Below are 19,221 nucleotides of genomic sequence, written 5' to 3' on the forward strand. Positions count from 1 at the left end.
CAAAAAACAATACTTATTCAAAATATTGTTTTTTGTAAAAAAGCATATTTAATTCTCATTATAGTTAAAAGTTTTTAAGTTTTTAAGTTTTTAATTTAAATCTTTGTAATCTTAATGCATTTAATACGACCGATACAGAGCTAAATGCCATTGCTGCACCTGCAACCCAAGGAGCTAAGAAACCGAGCGCCGCAATTGGAATTCCTAGGCCGTTATAAGCTAACGCCCAGAATAGATTTTGCTTAATATTTCTAATCGTCATTTTACTCATAAAAATTGCATCAGCAATACTATTTAAATCACCACGGATTAACGTAATATCCGCTGCTTCCATTGCTACATCTGTTCCTGTTCCGATTGCCATTCCGATGTCTGCTGTAGCAAGAGCAGGAGCATCATTTATTCCATCTCCAACCATAGCCACTTTCTTACCACTAGCTTGAAGTTTTTTCACTTCTTCTGCTTTTCCTTCTGGTAATACTTCTGCAATTACGTGATCAATACCAACTTGCTTAGCAATTGCTTGAGCAGTTTGTGTATTATCCCCTGTAATCATAACAACGTCTAGACCCATTTTCTTAAGCCTTGCAATTGCTGCTTTTGAAGTATCTTTTACAGTATCCGCAACGGCAACTATTCCAGCATGCTCCTTATCTATCGCTATTAACATTGCTGTTTTTCCTTCTCGTTCTAGTTCTTCCATCGATTTAGAAACTTCTTCAATATCAATATTAAACTTCTTCATTAATCGGCGTGTACCAATTAATAAGTGTTTTCCTTCCACAACCGATTCAATACCAAATCCCGGAATTGCTTCAAACGTTTCTGAACTTGGGATATCAATTCCCTTTTCTTTAATTCCTTCTACAATTGCTTCTGCAAGTGGATGTTCAGAATTTCTTTCTGCTGCACCGACTAATTTTAATATTTCCTTCTCTTCAAATCCATCTGCTACAATTATATCAGTTAATACCGGTTTTCCATTTGTCACTGTACCTGTTTTATCTAAAATAATCGTATCTAATCGATGGGTTGCTTCTAAATGCTCTCCACCTTTAAATAAAATGCCATATTCAGCTGATCTTCCTGAGCCCGCCATAATAGATGTAGGTGTTGCAAGACCTAATGCACATGGACAAGCGATAACAAGCACTGCTATCATTTTCTCAAGTGCTCCTCCAAAATCACCAGGTGTAACAAATATCATCCATACCGCAAATGTGATTATAGCAATCACAACTACAACAGGTACGAAAATACCTGAAATTTGATCAGCTACCCTTTGAATAGGAGCTTTCGAACCTTGAGCCTCTTCCACTACTTTAATAATTTGAGCTAATGCAGTGTCTCTTCCTACCTTAGTTGCCTTAACTTTTAAAAATCCATTTTTATTCATTGTAGAACCGATTACTACATCCCCAATTGTTTTATCAACTGGAATACTCTCGCCTGTTAACATCGATTCATCTATCGCTGATTTTCCTTCTACAATTTCTCCATCTACTGGGATTTTTTCACCAGGTTTAACATAGACAACATCACCAGCTACCACTTCTTCGATTAAAATTTTCATTTCTGTTCCATCTCGTACAACTGTAGCAGTTTTCGCCTGTAATCCCATCAATTTTTTAATAGCTTCTGATGAACGTCCTTTTGCTTTTGCCTCAAATAATTTACCTAAAATAATTAATGTAATAAGTACCGCACTCGTTTCAAAATATAAATCTGTCATATGTTCCGAGGAACCTATCGATTGAACACTTAAATACACACTATAGAAATAAGCTGCTGACGTTCCGAGTGCCACGAGAACATCCATGTTTGCACTTTTATTGCGTAATGCTTTATACGCACCAATATAAAACTGAGCTCCAATTATAAACTGCACTGGAGTTGCAAGAGCTAGCTGCACCCACGGATTCATAAGCATATCAGGTAAATAAATAAACGATGTAAATGAGAAGTGACTTACCATTGCCCACAATAACGGAAATGATAAAACAAACGAAATAATAAACTTTTTCTTTTGTCGCTCAATTTCTTGTAATCGATGATCTGTTGATAAATTTTGCTCATCTGATTTCACTTCTAATTTATACCCTAATTTTGTAATCGTACTCTTCATTTCATTAACATTAATTTCATCAGGATTAAATTCTACAGTAGCTGATTCTAAAGCGAAATTTACTGTTGCCTTACTCACACCATCTAGCTTATTTAAACGTTTTTCCACCCTATTCGCACATGCAGCACACGTCATTCCCGATACGGTAAATTCAGCTTTATCACTTACAACCCCATATCCTAACGATTCAACTTTTTCTTTAAATTCTTGCGGATTTGTTTGAGTTGGATCGTACACAATTTTTGTTTTTTCAAGTGCAAAATTCACATTTGCATCTTGAACACCTTCACCTTTTTTAAGACCCTTTTCAATTCTATTTGCACATGCTGCACATGTCATTCCTGATATTTGAAGATTGGCCTCTTTTTGTTCATTCATTCCTCTCACCTCTATATACCCTTACGAGGTATAATTATTAGCAAAATAAATCGTACTCCATATAAAGTACGATTTACTTCTATATTTAAAAATTATTATTGGACATCGTATCCTTGATCTTCGATTGCAACAACAATGTCTTTTAAAGTGACGATTGATGGATTAATAGTAACTTCAACAATTCCTTCTGCTAATTGAACTTTCACTTGTTCCACACCGTTTAATTCTTTTACACTTCCTTCAATAGAATTTACACAATGTCCACAAGACATACCCTCAACCTTTAATGTTAACTGTTCCATTTAAAATCCTCCTCTTGTTCATTCATTGTTTGTTAATCACAACCTCATTTTACCATACCCCCCTAAGGTAATCAATGGTTTTATATAATGATTTTTATATTTTTTTATAAATTCCTTGTTTTCTCTTATCCCACACAGCATTCTTTGAAATAAATCCATTCATTCTACGACAAAACATATATATACCCCTTATAGGTATATAACAGGAGTTTAATCAATCGAACTATTACGTACACTCTGAAATTCCCTAGCCTTCTTGCTGTCGCTAAGCTTTAAGGTAAAGGTCTTAAATAAACAAAAAACAAGCTAGTTAGATACTAGCTTGTTTTTTAAGCCTTTGAAAATCGTTCAAATACGGTCATTAATTCTTCAATTGCTTCATCACCATTACCATCCTTAATAGCACCTGAAACACAATGACTTGTATGATTTTTGAGAACACCCATTCCTACTTTTTTCATCGCTGCATTAATCGCTGAAATCTGCACTAAAATATCTACACAATAGCGATCATTTTCAATCATATTTTGAATACCACGGACTTGTCCTTCAATTCGCTTTAATCTATTTATAATTTGCTCTTTTTCTTTTTCTGATCTATGTGTTACCGCTTCATGTTCTTTATGATCCATATTATCACCTTCTTAAAGTTTCTCTTCATCTGATAAAAATAAATGTCTTTTTGAGTATATCAATTATAGCATTAAATATCTATGTATTGATACCCCATATGAGTATCTAATGTTTATATGATTATTCTTAACAAATTATTAGCTTCTCAATCTCAATTATCATTATACCCTGTCCCTTTTCCAAAAACCATTTAAGTGAAACTTTAATCAACGAGGTTTTTGTTCATCTCCCACTTATTATTAACCCGCAAATAGCTGGATAAATAAAAGCCTCAATCTTCACATATTTGAATTGAGGCTTTTTTCTTCCTATTATATATAAAGTTATTGTTGATCACATACTTTTGTGTCATTCACTACTGAAGTTCCTTCAACAGTTACCGTATGAAAACAGTCATTTACTCGAACAGTAACAACGTTATCTTGTCGATCAATGATATGATATTCATTAAATTGTTTATTAAGAGCACTGCGAATTTGCTCTCCTTCATAAATTGGAATGCCATGTGATAAAACCCAAATAAGCCCAGCGATAGCAAGAATAGTTTTCATACGATCTACCTCCTTGAGAATAAAGTGAACTTTTAATCGGTGTTTATTTCAGCCCTACTAATCATTAGTTGAATCAGTCGAGCTTTTATGGGGTAAGTTCATTTCGTCTATTTTATGTTTATGCTAATTGTGACGGAATTGTGACAACTTTTTGTCTCTTTAGACGAAAAATTGAAACAAAACTTTCAAAAAGGACAATTCTATTTACGTAAAACGAAGAGGCTATGGAGAATTTTCTCCATAGCCTCTTCGTTTCGTTTTATTAAACAACCATTTCACTATGCTTACTCTTTAAGAGTTTTAATTTAAATTGTATTGTGTTCAATATAAAAATCATGCTTTAACATATTAATAATATTTTGAAGCAATTCTTGATCATCCTGATTTTTATCAATCATTACATGGCAGCTTAAAGCATCTAATCCTGATGTAATTGTCCAAATATGAAGATCGTGTATATCACGTACACCCTCTACTCCTTTAATAGCTTGCTTAACTTGTTCTATTTCAATTGAAACAGGTGTACCCTCCATAAGTATATGAATGGAATGTTTTGTTACTCCCCATGCACTAATTAAATTTGCTAATAAATCTTAATCCTTTACTTAAAGAAGTCGGTACAACTGATGCATGATTCTCTCCTTCAGCCTCATAAAACTTAAGCCTAAACTTCTCATGTTTGAATTGAAGAAGACGCTCTGATAATGCATTTGCATCTACAACCATATGTCCTCGTTCCAATGATCCCACTGTAAGGAATACTCCCGTTTCAACCTTCGCTTCATTTAATTCATTTATAAGATTCTCTTCTTTTTCAAGTACGGATTGATTATTCCACCAAATAGACGGGCTACTAATAAAATAATTTTGAAAAGCGTTTACATTTGTAAATAGTATATGTAACGCAAATAATCCACCTAAAGAATGTCCAAATAACGTTTGCTTTTCTTTATCGATTTCAAAAACATTTTCAATTTGTGGTTTCAATTCTTCTTCAATAAATGTAAAGAAGTTATGTGCCCCTCCTGTTTTAGGCCACGGTTTGCCATCCGGTTTTAAAGGAGCATCTTTTGAAATTACGGCAGGTGTAAAATCATAACATCTTTCCTCTCCTGAAAATGCCCCTTCAATCGGATATCCAATACCAACTATAATAGCTGGTGAAACACCTGTTTTTTCTGCTCTAACCGATTGTATTTTAATCGCTTCATGGAACGTTTGAAAAAAGGCATTTCCATCTAATACATATATGACAGGATATCCTGAATCTAGTGCTGGTTGCCTCGGCTTTGAAATATGAATTTGATATTCCTTACCTTCTAATTTTGAATACATTTTCCATCGTTCTGTATTAGATGTAATAATCTGCTGTTTTTCGATAGTGGTATTCATTGTATATCCCCCTTCTTTAACTCGTTACATATATTTCCACTTTTTCATCTTGGGATACAACACTATCATAACCGAAACAAACAGGGGCCCCATTATATGGATCAATCATGACACGTGCATCAATATGAAATACTTCTTTTAATACTTCATTCGTAATAATTTCTTCTGGGCTACCAATTGTAACAATTTCCCCTTCTTTCATTGCAATAATTTCATCTGAAAATCTCGCTGCATGGTTAATATCATGCAGTACCATTACGACCGTACAATTATGTTCTTTATTTAATTTCTCCACGATTTGCAGTACATCTAATTGGTGTGACATATCAAGGTATGTCGTTGGCTCGTCTAATAATAAAACTTCAGTCTCTTGTGCTAAAGCCATCGCTAGCCATACTTTTTGTCTTTGTCCACCTGATAAATTCGCAATTTGTCTCGTCCGAAACGCTGATGTTTTGGTAATATCTAATGCCCAATCAATCATTTCTTTATCTTTTGAAGTTAACTTATTCACGTTATTACGATGTGGGTAGCGCCCATAAGAAACCAACTCTTCTACCTTAATCTCCCCCGGGGCAATTGGATTTTGCGGAAGTAAAGCTAACTGTTTCGCGATTTCTTTCGTTGAAATCGTATTTAAATCTTGGCCTTGTAAATATACTTTACCGCTTTTTTGTTTTAAAATTCGTCCCATCGTTTTTAATAGTGTTGATTTCCCACACCCATTTGGACCGATAATTGTCGTTACTTTTCCTTTTTGTATTTCCACATTTAAATCGCGAAACACTGTAAGTTTTTCATAATTTGCTTCTAAGTTTTTTGCACTTAAAATATTCACTTTTGTTTCCTCCTCTTACGCTTTCGCCTTATAAAGTAAATATAAGAAATACGGTACACCGACAATAGCAATAACAATCCCGACAGGCAATTCTGCAGGCATAAAAATTGTTTTTGCGATAAAATCTGAAGCAATTACAAGTAGCATCCCAATCACTCCGCATGTGGGAATTACATATTTATGTTGAATGCCAACAAGTCTTTTGGCTATATGCGGCGCCATTAGACCAATAAATCCAATACTTCCTGAAACAGCAACACATGCACTTACAAGTCCAATGCTGCTTAATAACAAAATGGACTTCTCTCTTTCTACTGAAACGCCTAAACTTGTAATACTCGTTTCTTCCAATTGAAATAAATCTAGCAAATAAGCTTTCTTTTTTATAATTGGAATTAATATAATAAGCCATGGCAACATTGCAATAATGTATTTCCAGTTTGCATTATATATGCTACCTGAAACCCACACAGCTGCCATTTCAAAGTCAGTTGCTTTCATTTTCAATGATAAACACATAGAAAATGCTCCGAATCCTGATCCTATTGCGATCCCTGTTAGTAAAAGGCGTTGTGAATCTAACTTTCCATTTCGCCAAGAAAATATATAAATTAATACAGCCGCGCCTAACCCTCCAACTAAGCCAAACATCGGCATCATCATTATCGAAATCCAATCCGTACTCTTTACTTGTCCTTGGAAAAAGAACATAAAAATTACGATTGCAGTTCCTGCACCGGCATTTACTCCTAAAATACCCGGATCAGCTAAACCATTTCTCGTAATCCCTTGAATAACAGCGCCAGCTATCCCTAGGCCTAATCCTACTAGGCCAGCGATTATGATTCGCGGCAGTCTAAAATCAAATATAACTAAATCATGTTCTGGGACTGGGTCAATCCGAAAAATTGTTCGAAAGACATCCGTAATTGTAATATCAAATGTACCATTCGTTAAGCTAATATAAATGGTACATAAAATTAAAAGTATAATAGTCCCCATAGTCATTACAAAACGCTGACTTGAACCTTTAAGCATGTCTCTCTCCCCCTCTTGTACGAATTAAATAAAGGAAGAAAGGAATTCCAATTAGAGACGTAACAACGCCTATTGGTGTTTCAAATGGATAATTTACAAATCTACTTAATACATCACATAAAGCAAGAAAAACACCACCAATTACTCCAGCACAAGGCACAATCCATTTATAATCTATACCGATTAGAAAGCGAGTAATATGAGGAATAATTAGTCCTACAAAACCTATTTTCCCTACTAAAGCAACTGCTGTACCAGTCAGAAACACAACAGATAAAATTGCAGTCACTTTTATAATTTTCGTACGCTGTCCTAAGTTAATAGACACTTCTTCTCCCAATGAAAGGATTGTAATAGATTTCGAAATGAGAAGTGCTAAAATAATACCAACTATACCAAACGGAATTGCTAATTTAAGTATATTGGGATCTACTTGATCTAATTTCGCGTTGTACCAAAAACTAATATTTTGAGAGACTTGAAAATAAGAAGCAATTGCGGCAGAAAGACTACTTAAAAATGTCCCTATCACGGTTCCTATAATTGCTAATCTTACAGGTGACAATCCGTTTCTAAGCAGTGAACCAAATCCAAAAACAATTCCTGCGCCTAATGCTGAACCCAGCATAGAACATAAAATCATGTTGACTGAAGACATTCCCGGAAGGAATACCATACACATTGTAATAACAAAAGCAGAACCATCCGTCACACCCATAATAGAAGGGGATGCAAGATAATTCCTTGTCATCCCCTGCATAAGTGCTCCTGATATGGCTAGAAAAGCTCCAACTAAAAGAGCTCCAATTACCCTTGGTAAACGAGACGTAACAATAATATTATGATTTACATTACTCGAATCAAAATGAAACAATGCATTCCACGTCGTTTCAAAATCGATATTTTTTGTCCCATATAAGATAGATAAAATAACAGTAAGTAAAATACATATGGGTGCTAAGCATAAAATTATCATTGGAAGTGAATTTATTTTCCGCATATCATTCAACGCACCTTACTAATTTTATTATTTAGTCAAATTTTTCACTGCTTCTTTTAAAAATACTGTTTTACTCCAAGCAGTACCACCTTGTGCAATAGGATCTACAGTATTTACAAATACTTTCTTCTCTTTTACAGCATTTACACTTTGCCAAATTGGATTACTTTCTATTTCTTCTAGTACTTTTGGTTTATTATTTTCACTTGCTTCATATTGTAAAAATACGTAATCCGGATTTATTTGAGCCAATTGTTCTAAAGAGATTTTCTCTTGCGCTTTTACATTTTTAAGTTGTTCTGGAGCCGTTAACCCAAGGTCTTTATAAATTACAGGGTTGAAGTATACTTCTTCTGGATAAACGAATAATGTATTTGCTCTTAATCTTATTACAAGTACCTTTTTATCTTTTAACTTATCTCCAATTTTTGCTTTCGCTTTTTCAGCATCTGCTTTATAATCCTTAATAATTTTTTCTGCTTTGTCTTTTTTACCAGATAGTTCTCCCATTAATTTTAAGTTTTCTTCCCAATCTGTAGAAACATGTGATATTGGGATTGTTGGAGCTACCTTCGTAAATTTCTCAGCCGCTTCTGCTGGGAATTTCGTACTTGATGTAATAACATCAGGTTTTAATTGAAGTAATGTTTCAAAGTTTGGTTCCATTTTCTCACCGATAGATTTCGCACCTTCTAAATCTTTCGCAACGTTCCCTGGTAATTTCCCACCAATCGTAATTGCCCCCACTGGTTTAATTCCAAGTACTGCCGCATCTTCCATTGACTCTAAACTAGCTGTCGCAATTTTATCTACTTTTGCTGGCACTGTATATTCTTTACCTAAATATGTAATTTTTCGCTTTTCATCTTTGTTCGTTTCCGTAGCTTTCGTCTGTTGCTTTTGCTCCCCTGAAGTTTTATCCGCACTATTACATGCTGCTAAACCTACACTTAAAACTGTAACCATCCCTAATGTAAATAATTTCTTGTTCATTTTTGTATATCTCCTCTCGAATCCTTTAAATATATTATTTCAACTATGAAACCTAATTACATGAAACATATTTCTCATCTATATTTCACATCATTAATAAATCTACTTAAAATGGAGAGCCATTCTCGTTCACTTCCCCTAGTATTAAATTCTTTACAACCCTCATCCGACGATACTCATTACCAGTGATAATGATTATCGTTATTAAGTATATATTTAATATCATATTATTTCAAGAATGATTTGAAAAATTTTAACAAACTGAATAAAAAAAGAAGTATCCTCCTTTCTCCAGGAAGATACTTCTTTTTTAGAAATCTATATGTAATTCAACTGGGCAATGGTCTGATCCCATCACTTCACTATTAATTTTTGCATCCGTTATCTGCTCTTTCATTCTTTCAGAGACAACAAAATAGTCTAAACGCCATCCAATATTTTTCGCTCTTGCTCCCATGCGATATGACCACCACGAGTATGCTTCCTCCTGATCAGGATAAAGGTAACGATACGTATCAACAAATCCTTCTTCTAAAATGCGTGTAAACTTCTCCCTTTCCTCATCAGAAAAACCAGGGTTTTTCCGATTGCTTTTTGGGTTTTTCAAATCGATTTCTTTATGGGCAACATTTAGATCACCACAGAAAATAACTGGTTTCTTTTCATCTAATCGCTTTATATAGGCCCTGAAATCATCTTCCCATTTCATTCTGTAATCTAAACGCTCTAATCCTCGTTTTGAGTTTGGTGTATACAGCGTTATCATATAAAAATCATCAAATTCTAATGTAATAACTCGTCCTTCTTGATCATGCTCTTCAATTCCTAAACCATACATAACAGAAATCGGTTCTTTTTTCGTAAAAATAGCAGTTCCTGAATACCCCTTTTTCACAGCATAATTCCAGTATGTATAGTATCCCTCTGGATTTAAATCAATTTGTCCATTTTGTAATTTAATTTCTTGTAAACAAAATATATCTACATTAGATTCTTCTAGATATTCTAGAAATCCACCTTTTGCAATAACTGCTCGCAAACCATTTACATTCCATGAAATCAACTTCATTTATGTTCCTCCTCTTGGTGTGCACTTTCAAAATCCATGCTAACACAAAAGTGAGAAACTATCACATTTTCACCTTTGTAATCTTGCTCTTACATTCGTAAATACGTACATACGTACTTTATTCAGGTTATACTAATGCCAGAGGTGATGTTCTGTGCATAATGAAAAGTTCACAGTAACAAATGAGTATTGGCAAGCGATTATTCAGAATGATACCGCATATGATGACAAATTCTTTTATGCTGTAAAATCAACTGGTATCTTTTGCCGGCCATCATGCAAATCGAGAATACCGAATAAAAACAATGTACGAATTTTTCTTCATGCCGAGCAAGCAATGCATGAAAATTTTCGTCCTTGTAAACGTTGTAAACCAAATGGGCTTACTTTGCCTATTGAAGAATGGGTAGAGCAAATTAAAAACTATATCAAAAATCATTATAACGAAGCATTAACTCTCAGCCTACTCGCAGAAATGTGCCACGGCAGTCCGTATCATTTACAACGCACATTCAAAAGATTGACGGGAATAAGTCCAATAGAATATATACAGCAATTCAGAGTCGTTAAAGCGAAAGAATTCCTTTTAAATACGAACCAAACCGTTATGGAAATTAGTACTGCTGTCGGGATAGAAAACCCGGAATATTTCGCGACTTTATTTAAAAAGAAGACAGGGTTTACCCCTACTGAATACCGAAAAAAGAACGAGATAAATGAGGAATGAAATAATGGAACCACATGAAAATAAAACTATATATTGGACATTGCTTGTTCATAAACATTGGCGTATGCATATTGCAGCCACTTCAACTGGATTATGCTTCATCGGGTCGCAAAATGAAACTTTTGAAGAACTAAATACGTGGGCTAGAAAAAAACTACCACAACATACACTCATCCAAAATCCAGATTATTTGCAAACATTTACGAAAGAAATCAGCGAGTATTTGGAAAACAAGCGAGAAGCCTTTACATTTCCTATCGATGCTTACGGAACTGAATTTCAATTATCTGTATGGAGTACGGTACGTGAAATTCCTTATGGAAAGACACATTCTTATTCAGAAATTGCGGAAAGAATACAAAGTCCTAATGCAGTACGTGCTGTCGGTGCCGCTGTTGGAGCAAATCCTCTTCTTATTACAATTCCTTGTCACCGTGTTATAGGAAAAGACGGAAAACTTACTGGTTTTAGAGGTGGCTTGGAAATGAAGAAAGCTTTGCTCAAATTAGAAGCAATACGGGAGGAATAAATATGACAGAAGGTTGTAATGAAATATTATCTTTAGTCGTTCCTAAAGAATTTAGTTTTCAAGAAAACTTACGCTATCTTTCACGTTCTAAAAATGAATGTATGTTTCACATTGAAAATAATAAAATCTATAAAGTCATTCCTGTTCAAAACATAAATCCATTAGTTGAAATTAGTTTGAATACTGATGGCAATATTCAAATACTTTTTTTAGGAGAATCATATATCTCTGAAAAATGGGTACACGATGCCGTATCTAACTATGTAAAAGAGTGGTTTGATTTAACTACTGATTTAGCTCCCTTCTATAAATTAGCTAAACACGATCCACTCCTTCAAAAACCCATTAAAGAATTTTACGGTCTTCGTACTTTGGGAATTCCGGATTTATTTGAAGCACTATGCTGGGGAATTATCGGTCAACAAATTAACCTCACATATGCCTATACTTTAAAAAGAAGATTCGTTGAGCACTTTGGGGATTATGTAGAATGGAATGATAGAAAACATTGGATATTTCCATCACCTGAAATAATAGCAAATCTAGATGTAGAAGATCTCGCTACATTAAAAATGACTACAAGAAAGTGCGAATACTTAATTGATACCGCACAGCGCATTACAAAAGGTAAATTATCAAAAGAATCTCTATTACAAATACAAGATATGAAGCAAGCCGAAAAACAATTAACTGACATTCGGGGTATAGGACCATGGACAGCTCACTATGTTTTAATGCGATGCTTACGATTCCCTTCTGCCTTTCCAATTGACGATGTCGGTCTGCATAATGCGATTAAATTTATAACAGGTTCCGAAAATAAACCGACTAAAAATGAAATAAAAGAATTTGCAGCAAATTGGATAAATTGGGAGTCTTACGCAACATTTTATTTATGGCGAGTGCTTTTTTTCAATATATTTTCAGGTGATATTTCATCATCACTTTTTGTATAATAGTTTTCATCATGATATGGTAACGATAAGTGTTCTAATTTCTCATCGTCTTCTACACACATAATTTTTAAATTATATCCTGCTAAATCAACTGGAAAGAAAACCTCTTCACTTTGATTTTCATTTAATGCTATATCAATCATATTTTTTAATTGCTCTAATCCTTCTTTATTTCCAATAATAATAGCTTGATCATGCCACATTTGTTGTCCGTATATATGACATATTTTATAATCTTTAAAATTCATAAATGTTCTCCTACCTAGTTTTCACATGTGAAAACTTCACACATACTGGCTCTGGAACATTGACGTCCGTCTGTACAAGCGTCAGCTCACCTGTCATTTCATCCCTAGCAAATAAAGTCAAAGTATTGGATCTTTCATTCGCAGTAATTAAAAATTTACCATCCGGATCTAAAGAAAAATCACGTGGCCAATCTCCTTCTGCCGATACTGTTTCAATAAAAGCGAGCTCTCCATTGTGCTCGTTCACTCGGAAAACTGCAATACTATTATGTCCCCTATTTGCTGCGTAAACAAATTTACCATCAGAAGAAATCTGAATCGCACTTCCATAACTATCCTGACTATACTCTTCAGGTAATGTAGAAATGTATTGTTTTTCTTTAAAACCACCACTCTTCGCATCATATTGAAGTACAATAATCTCTGAACTTAGTTCCGTCATAATGTATGCAAGCTGTTCATTGGGGTGGAATACAAGGTGCCGCGGACCACTACCAGGTTTAACAGATAAACCATTGATTTCTATTAATTTCCCGTCACTCTCTTTATATGTAATCACTTTGTCCATTCCTAAATCAACTGCTACTACATATTTTTCATCAGGCGTAAAATTCACATAATGAGCATGCGCCTTTTCTTGTCTTTCCTTATTCGGTCCTGAACCTTTATGTTCTACAATTGCCGTAGTAGCATTTATACTTCCGTCGCTCTGTTTTACTACATAAGATTCAACTGTTCCTTTATGATAATTCGCTGCTACTACTGTACTATTCTCTCGATCCACACTTAAGTGACACGGAGATGCCCCTTCTAAAAGTTGCGTGTTAATCAAATCCAGATTACCTGTTTTATTACAAATGGAAAAACTAGCAATTCCACCGAGTCTACTATCTTTCGCAACTGAATAAAGATATTGATTGTTATGACTAAGTGTTACATATGTAGGACTTCCTATAGAAGCTGCTAATTTAATCTCTTTAATTTCTCCAAGTTTCGTATCAAGTATAAATTTATAAATCCCCTTACTATTTGCTTTTGTATATGTCCCTATATAACCATGAAACTCATTTTCACTCATAGCATTACCCCCTTCACAAAGCAGGAATTTACAAATATATTGTAAACAAGTATATCACTTTACCTTGTATTTTTTAGTATAGAAAAGAACCAAGTAGCACTCATTACTACTTGGTTCTCTTTTTAGGCTTGCTCTTCAAATCGTCTTGCAATTTCTACGATAACTTGAACAGCTTTTTCCATAGTATCTACCGAAACATATTCAAATTTACCGTGGTAATTTTCACCGCCAGTGAAAATATTTGGCGTCGGTAATCCCATATATGATAATTGCGATCCATCTGTCCCGCCACGAATCGGATGAATATTCGGCTCAATATTTAAACTTTTCATTGCCTCATAAGCAATATCAACAATTTCTCTCACCGGTTCAATTTTTTCAAGCATGTTGAAATATTGGTCATTCATTTCTAAAACGACCGCATCTTCGCCATACTTTTCTTGCATGCTCTTCACAATATTTTTAACGTTATTTTTACGTACTTCAAAATTTTCACGATCAAAATCTCGAATAATATAGTAAGCTTTACTTTGCTCGACATCACCATTTAAAGAAAGTAAATGATAAAATCCTTCATATCCTTCCGTATACTCTGGTGCATCTTCTACTGGTAAATGCCCATTAAACTCCATAGCAAGCTTAGTGGCGTTACGCATTTTGTTTTTCGCTGTTCCAGGATGTGTGTTTGTCCCTTTAAAAGTTAACTTAGCACTTGCAGCGTTAAAACTTTCATACTCTAAACCACCTAATGGACCTCCATCCATCGTATAAGCAAATGATGCACCAAACGCTTCTACATCAAAATGTGCTGGTCCACGGCCAATTTCTTCATCTGGTGTGAATGCTACTCTTATTTTTCCATGCTTAATTTGCGAATTATGTATTAAATAATTCATTGCGACCATGATTTCTGTAAGACCAGCTTTATCATCTGCTCCAAGAAGTGTTGTGCCATCAGTTGTAATAATGGTATGTCCTTTATATGATGGTAATTCTGGGAACTGTTCTGGTGTTAACACAACATTTAATTCTTCATTTAACGTAATAGCTTTCCCATCAAAATCCTCATGAATTTGTGGCTTTACATTTTCCCCTGTAAAATCTGTTGCCGTATCTAAATGGGCTAAAAAGCCGATTACAGGAACATCCTTATCCGTATTAGCAGGAAGTGTCGCCATTACATAACCATTGTCATCCATCGTCACTTCTGATAATCCGATCTCTTTTAACTCTTCTACTAATAACTTACCAAATTCAATTTGTCCAGGTGTTGTTGGTACTGTATGGCTTTCTTCATTTGATTGTGTATCAATCTTTACATATCTCGTAAATCTTTCAATAAGTTCTTGTTTCAAATTCGTTCACTCCCTTTTATATTTCTTTCTCTATTATAATCCTTAAAACGAAATATTTTAACTTTTTTGACTGTGAAGATGTATATTTCATGTACATTGTTAACACTTTTAAAAAAATCATAAAAAGACATAATATTTGTACATTGAAATTCTAACATGTAATATACATAATTATATAATGGGAGGTTTAAAAGATGAGACTAACTCTCTTTCGCTATTTTCTTTTTTTCTTAGGATTAATTTTCTTTGGGCTCGGAAACGCTCTTGCAGTCAAAGTTAAATTCCTCGGGTTACATCCTTGGGAAGTTTTAAATATGGCTCTCTATGAACGATTCGGATGGACACTTGGTACTTGGAGTGTTATATGCGGGTTATGCCTCGTACTTATTTCTTTATTAGTAGATCCAAAATATATAAACGTAGGCACATTTTTAAATGCATTGCTTATCGGCCCTATTATGGACTTTTTCTTACAATCAAACATCCTTCCAAACGCTACTGATTATTTATGGATAAATTTATTCATTTTGTTTTCTGGTATTGTAATTACAGGTATTGGGGGCGGTATGTACGTTGCGGCTGGAATTGGTGCTGGACCACGCGATGGATTCATGCTTACTATTTCTGACAAAACTGGACTGTCTATTAGCCGGGCTCGAATCATTGTAGAATGTGTTGTACTAGTTATTGGATATATGCTAGGAGGTCCTGTTTTCATCGTAACTTTTCTATACACTTTTATTCAAAGTCCAATCTTTCAGCAATCATTTAAGATATTTCAAACATTCTTACATACTTTACATAACAAAAACAAAGAGCAAATTAATGAAAATATATAAAACATAACTTAATACCAATTACTCTTTTCATTAACTTTCTTACAAATAATTCGCCCTATTTACGATTCCCACCGCAAATAGGGTGTTTCTTTTTTCATCCGAAAAAATATATTTAATTAAACATCAAGAGCATATACTACTCATTCACAATAAAAGTATATACATCATTATAAATACAACCATTTACTCTAATAACATACTTCCCAGGCTCACTAAAACTAATTGTGTATTTGTTTAACTGAATTGCCTCCTTATTTCCAGAAAGAACGTCGATGCTTCTACCACTCAATAAATAAGATTCACTTTGATTCATCGCTACATTAATAGCATTGAACTTCTCCTCTTTCACTTGCGTTGTTTCTGCAGCGCTTACAGTTGGTTCTAAAAAAAGTAATCCACTTAATCCGATTGAACCCACTAGAGCTACTCCTGCAAATTTCTTCATTTTTTTCATCACAATGACCTCCTTATAATTTTAGTGTAAAGGCGATGCCCCCCTTACACCACAAAGCCTATATGTTAAGAAATGAAAAGTAAACGTGTATAGTAAGACAAAATTCTACATTTTTTTCTCCTATTGAATATAAATCCAGCGTTTGGAGTTTTGTCACATTTAAAATTGGTTTAACATTCTAAAAATAGTTGATAAAAATGCTTTCTCTTCAAAAAAAGAGTGTGTTTTAAAAGTTACTTTTAAAACACACTCCATATATTCAGTTTCATTCTTCTCTCCACAATTTCTCTACATTCATTAATTGCTCGTCTTTAAATTCTAACTTATATACGTCTGGTTTTGATGTATTCATTAAAAATTCAAGCCCATATTGGTTATCAAAATGGTTCATCATCAATGTCATTACAAGCCCATGTGTACCAACTACAATTTTATGTCCTTGAAAATCTATTAATATTTCTTTTAATACTTTCACTACTCTTCTCTGACAATCAACATACGATTCTCCTTCAGTTAGTGTGAAATCTGGATTAGAAAACATCTTCTTTACGAGTGGATACACTTCCTTATCTGATATAATCTTATCCTCACTTAAAAACCTACACTCTTTGAGATTTTCATATACTATTATTTCTTTTTCATGAAAATTAGCTGACTTTTCTATCGTTAACATAGCCCTCTTATACGGACTTGAAATGAAAGTATCAATCCCCTCTGTTTTTAATATCTCAGTTACTTTATGGGCATCTAAAGTTCCCTTCTCAGTTAATCCACGTGTTCTTTCATTTCCTTCTAATTTTGGTGATTCACCATGTCTAACCATATAGATGTATGTATTCATAATTCCTCCTTGAAAATATTTATAAGTTAATTACTTATATTAATCTCTGCCGTCCCAAAACTTGAGTACAAGCAAAATATAAATTAATTCTTCTTTTAAACTATTTTATGAACTTTGCTAAACTGTTCGTCTAATCCATTCCCAAACTAAACTCTCAAATAAATCCGGCTGTTCAATTTGCAAATTATGTCCCGCCATATCTAACACCGCTAATGTTGCTCTTGGGTAATCTTCAATCATTCGTACAATATCTTGATAACCTACCGTTATATCTTGTCTTCCGGCTAATAAAAGAACGGGTTTCTCATATTTCTTACGATGAAAATCCATAGTAAGAGGATAATTTTTTTGCAATCTGTCAATAAACTCATAATTAGCAATATCTAGCCCCGGCTTAATCTCTTCTTTGAATCGCTTATATGTATATTCATTCGCTACCACTGCTAATTCGCAAAATTCTTCCCTTTCGGTTGAAGTGAGCGTTTTTAAAAATTCCTCATCTCTTACAATTACCTGTTTATCTGGTAGAAGTCTTTTTCCTGGTTGTGCTACAACAACAGGACATACTAATAATAATCCATTAACCCTCTCAAACATCTTTGAAAGTATCCCTCTAGCTAAATATCCCCCGTATGATTCTCCTACCAATAAAAATTCTTCAGCAGAAATGATTTCCTCAATAAATGTGATAAGCACTTCTACTATACGATCTGAACTATTTATCCACCCTGGAGCATTCGATTTCCCCATGCCAGGTAAATCAATATAAATTCTCTGATAACCTTCATATTTCTGAAATACTGATTCCATACACCTCTTCATTAACCTATGGTCAGGAGCACAACCATGTATGATAAGGACTGGTTTACCTTCTCCTACAATTTCATAGTATATTTCTGCATCCTTAATCCGGCATATCATAAAATGTCCTCCTTTTTTATATCCTTCTTTAGAGACAAAACCATAAGAATATGCGTTCTTATTTTATAACATTCGATAACTTTTTTTCAAATGTAAATTTTCAGATTATAAACACAAAAAGGCTTGCCTTTAAGTTTCTACCCTTACTAAGGAGCCTTTTTATATTTTCTTTTATCCAAATTGAAAGTTGAAATCTCCTCCTCCTTCTAACAGTTCCGTTACACCTTATCCTTCTATTTGCATCAACACAATTCTCCAACCATCCGGATCCTCTATCGTTATCCCCTTATCTTTCCAATATGGATTTTCTGGTTCTACTTCATCGTATCCCATTGCATGCAGCCTTTTACTCACTTTTTTCATTTCACTATCTTCACGCATGTAAAATACAAGTAAATTGTCTTTTGTTGGAGCCGGACAAGGGCTCCCATCTATATGTCTTGTAAATTCTAAATGATACTCTTCATCTGGTAGACCGAACATGATTCCATCATAGCCTTCATGATCGTAGAATTCACCTATACGTTTTAAACCTAACCCTTTTTCATAGAATGCTATAATCTCTTCAAACTTATCTGTTGGACGTGCTATTCTAAACTTCACCCAATTTTTCATGCTCTTCCTCCCATACTAAAAATTTTATGAAGTGTTACTTATTATTGTATATACTTAACATCTTTCTGAAATCCCTCATTAGTACGAGAATAGCTACATACAAAGGTCTTACTTAATACTCTATAATAACGAAAAACTCCCCTCATCTAGAGAGAAGTTCCCATCGTTTTATATGCACTTTTGCATCTTCACTTGCAAATTACTAAAAAACCTTTAAAATTTACAAGATGACTAAATATACAAATTTTATCTACATTCCTTATAAACTAAAAATTATTAACTACAACATTTTTTCAATTTTAAGAAGTATTATACTCTTCGTTTTTTTCTTATAAGCAT

At 33.9% G+C, this 19,221-nt stretch carries 21 protein-coding genes and 1 pseudogene; 4 read left to right on the top strand and 18 right to left on the bottom strand.

Annotation, left to right across the window (positions count from 1 at the left end; genetic code table 11):
• Positions 1-82: 82 nt before the first annotated feature.
• From MR071_RS22370 to MR071_RS22420, 11 genes and pseudogenes are all read right to left on the bottom strand, one after another.
• Positions 83-2,503 (bottom strand): heavy metal translocating P-type ATPase, encoded by a 2,421-nt coding sequence (locus tag MR071_RS22370; protein WP_242238047.1) that lies wholly within the window; start codon positions 2,501-2,503, stop codon positions 83-85.
• Positions 2,504-2,598: 95 nt separating this feature from the next.
• On the bottom strand, positions 2,599-2,805 hold the full coding sequence (gene copZ / locus MR071_RS22375; protein ID WP_105585372.1) for a copper chaperone CopZ: 207 nt from the start codon (positions 2,803-2,805) through the stop codon (positions 2,599-2,601).
• Positions 2,806-3,134: 329 nt separating this feature from the next.
• The gene (locus MR071_RS22380; protein ID WP_000349636.1) at positions 3,135-3,437 is read right to left on the bottom strand and encodes a metal-sensing transcriptional repressor; all 303 of its coding nucleotides are present in this window, start codon (positions 3,435-3,437) and stop codon (positions 3,135-3,137) included.
• A gap of 324 nt (positions 3,438-3,761) precedes the next feature.
• Positions 3,762-3,989: a hypothetical protein gene (locus MR071_RS22385; protein ID WP_000849107.1), complete on the bottom strand. Its 228-nt coding sequence runs from the start codon at positions 3,987-3,989 to the stop codon at positions 3,762-3,764.
• Between the two features lie 262 nt (positions 3,990-4,251).
• Positions 4,252-4,567, bottom strand: a pseudogene (locus tag MR071_RS22390) (cation transporter dimerization domain-containing protein); the annotation flags it as partial.
• Positions 4,560-5,381, bottom strand: coding sequence for an alpha/beta hydrolase (locus MR071_RS22395; RefSeq protein WP_105585374.1), 822 nt, complete (start codon positions 5,379-5,381; stop codon positions 4,560-4,562). The pseudogene MR071_RS22390 and the gene MR071_RS22395, both read right to left, overlap by 8 nt.
• A gap of 16 nt (positions 5,382-5,397) precedes the next feature.
• Complete coding sequence (locus tag MR071_RS22400) at positions 5,398-6,219, bottom strand: ABC transporter ATP-binding protein (RefSeq protein ID WP_105585375.1); 822 nt, start codon at positions 6,217-6,219, stop codon at positions 5,398-5,400.
• A 15-nt stretch (positions 6,220-6,234) separates the two neighbouring features.
• Complete coding sequence (locus MR071_RS22405) at positions 6,235-7,257, bottom strand: FecCD family ABC transporter permease (protein WP_105585376.1); 1,023 nt, start codon at positions 7,255-7,257, stop codon at positions 6,235-6,237.
• The gene (locus tag MR071_RS22410; RefSeq protein ID WP_105585377.1) at positions 7,250-8,257 is read right to left on the bottom strand and encodes a FecCD family ABC transporter permease; all 1,008 of its coding nucleotides are present in this window, start codon (positions 8,255-8,257) and stop codon (positions 7,250-7,252) included. Before MR071_RS22410 ends, MR071_RS22405 begins: the two co-directional genes overlap by 8 nt.
• A 27-nt stretch (positions 8,258-8,284) precedes the next feature.
• Positions 8,285-9,250 (bottom strand): iron-hydroxamate ABC transporter substrate-binding protein, encoded by a 966-nt coding sequence (locus tag MR071_RS22415; protein WP_105585378.1) that lies wholly within the window; start codon positions 9,248-9,250, stop codon positions 8,285-8,287.
• Positions 9,251-9,560: 310 nt separating this feature from the next.
• Positions 9,561-10,319: an exodeoxyribonuclease III gene (locus tag MR071_RS22420; RefSeq protein WP_105585379.1), complete on the bottom strand. Its 759-nt coding sequence runs from the start codon at positions 10,317-10,319 to the stop codon at positions 9,561-9,563.
• A gap of 154 nt (positions 10,320-10,473) precedes the next feature.
• Here MR071_RS22420 and MR071_RS22425 point away from each other — a divergent pair, with 154 nt between their 5' ends.
• From MR071_RS22425 to MR071_RS22435, 3 genes are read left to right on the top strand one after another with little or no spacing between them, the layout of a single operon-like run.
• On the top strand, positions 10,474-11,046 hold the full coding sequence (locus MR071_RS22425) for a bifunctional transcriptional activator/DNA repair enzyme AdaA (protein WP_105585380.1): 573 nt from the start codon (positions 10,474-10,476) through the stop codon (positions 11,044-11,046).
• Between the two features lie 4 nt (positions 11,047-11,050).
• Positions 11,051-11,575, top strand: coding sequence for a methylated-DNA--[protein]-cysteine S-methyltransferase (locus MR071_RS22430; RefSeq protein ID WP_105585381.1), 525 nt, complete (start codon positions 11,051-11,053; stop codon positions 11,573-11,575).
• 2 nt (positions 11,576-11,577) lie between these two features.
• Positions 11,578-12,531 carry a DNA-3-methyladenine glycosylase 2 gene (locus MR071_RS22435; RefSeq protein ID WP_242238048.1) on the top strand — a complete coding sequence of 318 codons (954 nt, stop codon included), beginning with the start codon at positions 11,578-11,580 and terminating at the stop codon, positions 12,529-12,531.
• Here MR071_RS22435 and MR071_RS22440 read toward each other — a convergent pair.
• The 3 genes from MR071_RS22440 to pepT form a co-directional block, all read right to left on the bottom strand.
• The gene (locus tag MR071_RS22440) at positions 12,465-12,779 is read right to left on the bottom strand and encodes a hypothetical protein (protein ID WP_242238049.1); all 315 of its coding nucleotides are present in this window, start codon (positions 12,777-12,779) and stop codon (positions 12,465-12,467) included. The two genes, MR071_RS22435 and MR071_RS22440, sit on opposite strands and share 67 nt — an antisense overlap.
• A gap of 10 nt (positions 12,780-12,789) precedes the next feature.
• Positions 12,790-13,857, bottom strand: a complete 1,068-nt coding sequence (locus MR071_RS22445; protein WP_242238050.1) for a lactonase family protein — start codon at positions 13,855-13,857, stop codon at positions 12,790-12,792.
• A 122-nt stretch (positions 13,858-13,979) separates the two neighbouring features.
• Positions 13,980-15,212 (bottom strand): peptidase T, encoded by a 1,233-nt coding sequence (gene pepT, locus MR071_RS22450; protein WP_242238051.1) that lies wholly within the window; start codon positions 15,210-15,212, stop codon positions 13,980-13,982.
• A 194-nt stretch (positions 15,213-15,406) separates the two neighbouring features.
• Between pepT and MR071_RS22455 the strand changes: the two genes are divergently transcribed.
• Complete coding sequence (locus tag MR071_RS22455; protein ID WP_242238052.1) at positions 15,407-16,051, top strand: YczE/YyaS/YitT family protein; 645 nt, start codon at positions 15,407-15,409, stop codon at positions 16,049-16,051.
• Between the two features lie 136 nt (positions 16,052-16,187).
• Here the strand turns inward: MR071_RS22455 and MR071_RS22460 are convergent, their stop codons facing one another.
• From MR071_RS22460 to MR071_RS22475, 4 genes are all read right to left on the bottom strand, one after another.
• Positions 16,188-16,505: a hypothetical protein gene (locus MR071_RS22460; RefSeq protein ID WP_242238053.1), complete on the bottom strand. Its 318-nt coding sequence runs from the start codon at positions 16,503-16,505 to the stop codon at positions 16,188-16,190.
• Between the two features lie 265 nt (positions 16,506-16,770).
• Entirely contained in the window at positions 16,771-17,346 is a 576-nt protein-coding gene (locus MR071_RS22465) for a histidine phosphatase family protein (protein ID WP_242238054.1), read from the bottom strand.
• Between the two features lie 117 nt (positions 17,347-17,463).
• Positions 17,464-18,267 (bottom strand): alpha/beta fold hydrolase, encoded by an 804-nt coding sequence (locus MR071_RS22470; protein WP_105585388.1) that lies wholly within the window; start codon positions 18,265-18,267, stop codon positions 17,464-17,466.
• 225 nt (positions 18,268-18,492) lie between these two features.
• Positions 18,493-18,882, bottom strand: a complete 390-nt coding sequence (locus MR071_RS22475) for a VOC family protein (protein ID WP_105585389.1) — start codon at positions 18,880-18,882, stop codon at positions 18,493-18,495.
• Positions 18,883-19,221: the final 339 nt, after the last annotated feature.

This window comes from Bacillus cereus group sp. BfR-BA-01316 (assembly GCF_022664195.1).
GTDB lineage: Bacteria > Bacillota > Bacilli > Bacillales > Bacillaceae_G > Bacillus_A.

Coding starts and splice junctions, on each gene's coding strand:
- MR071_RS22370 (WP_242238047.1), bottom strand. CDS start 2,503: ATGAATGAACAAAAAGAGGCCAATCTTCAAATATCAGGAATGACATGT.
- copZ (WP_105585372.1), bottom strand. CDS start 2,805: ATGGAACAGTTAACATTAAAGGTTGAGGGTATGTCTTGTGGACATTGT.
- MR071_RS22380 (WP_000349636.1), bottom strand. CDS start 3,437: ATGGATCATAAAGAACATGAAGCGGTAACACATAGATCAGAAAAAGAA.
- MR071_RS22385 (WP_000849107.1), bottom strand. CDS start 3,989: ATGAAAACTATTCTTGCTATCGCTGGGCTTATTTGGGTTTTATCACAT.
- MR071_RS22395 (WP_105585374.1), bottom strand. CDS start 5,381: ATGAATACCACTATCGAAAAACAGCAGATTATTACATCTAATACAGAA.
- MR071_RS22405 (WP_105585376.1), bottom strand. CDS start 7,257: ATGCTTAAAGGTTCAAGTCAGCGTTTTGTAATGACTATGGGGACTATT.
- MR071_RS22410 (WP_105585377.1), bottom strand. CDS start 8,257: ATGCGGAAAATAAATTCACTTCCAATGATAATTTTATGCTTAGCACCC.
- MR071_RS22415 (WP_105585378.1), bottom strand. CDS start 9,250: ATGAACAAGAAATTATTTACATTAGGGATGGTTACAGTTTTAAGTGTA.
- MR071_RS22420 (WP_105585379.1), bottom strand. CDS start 10,319: ATGAAGTTGATTTCATGGAATGTAAATGGTTTGCGAGCAGTTATTGCA.
- MR071_RS22430 (WP_105585381.1), top strand. CDS start 11,051: ATGGAACCACATGAAAATAAAACTATATATTGGACATTGCTTGTTCAT.
- MR071_RS22435 (WP_242238048.1), top strand. CDS start 11,578: ATGACAGAAGGTTGTAATGAAATATTATCTTTAGTCGTTCCTAAAGAA.
- MR071_RS22440 (WP_242238049.1), bottom strand. CDS start 12,779: ATGAATTTTAAAGATTATAAAATATGTCATATATACGGACAACAAATG.
- MR071_RS22445 (WP_242238050.1), bottom strand. CDS start 13,857: ATGAGTGAAAATGAGTTTCATGGTTATATAGGGACATATACAAAAGCA.
- MR071_RS22455 (WP_242238052.1), top strand. CDS start 15,407: ATGAGACTAACTCTCTTTCGCTATTTTCTTTTTTTCTTAGGATTAATT.
- MR071_RS22460 (WP_242238053.1), bottom strand. CDS start 16,505: ATGAAAAAAATGAAGAAATTTGCAGGAGTAGCTCTAGTGGGTTCAATC.
- MR071_RS22465 (WP_242238054.1), bottom strand. CDS start 17,346: ATGAATACATACATCTATATGGTTAGACATGGTGAATCACCAAAATTA.
- MR071_RS22470 (WP_105585388.1), bottom strand. CDS start 18,267: ATGATATGCCGGATTAAGGATGCAGAAATATACTATGAAATTGTAGGA.
- MR071_RS22475 (WP_105585389.1), bottom strand. CDS start 18,882: ATGAAAAATTGGGTGAAGTTTAGAATAGCACGTCCAACAGATAAGTTT.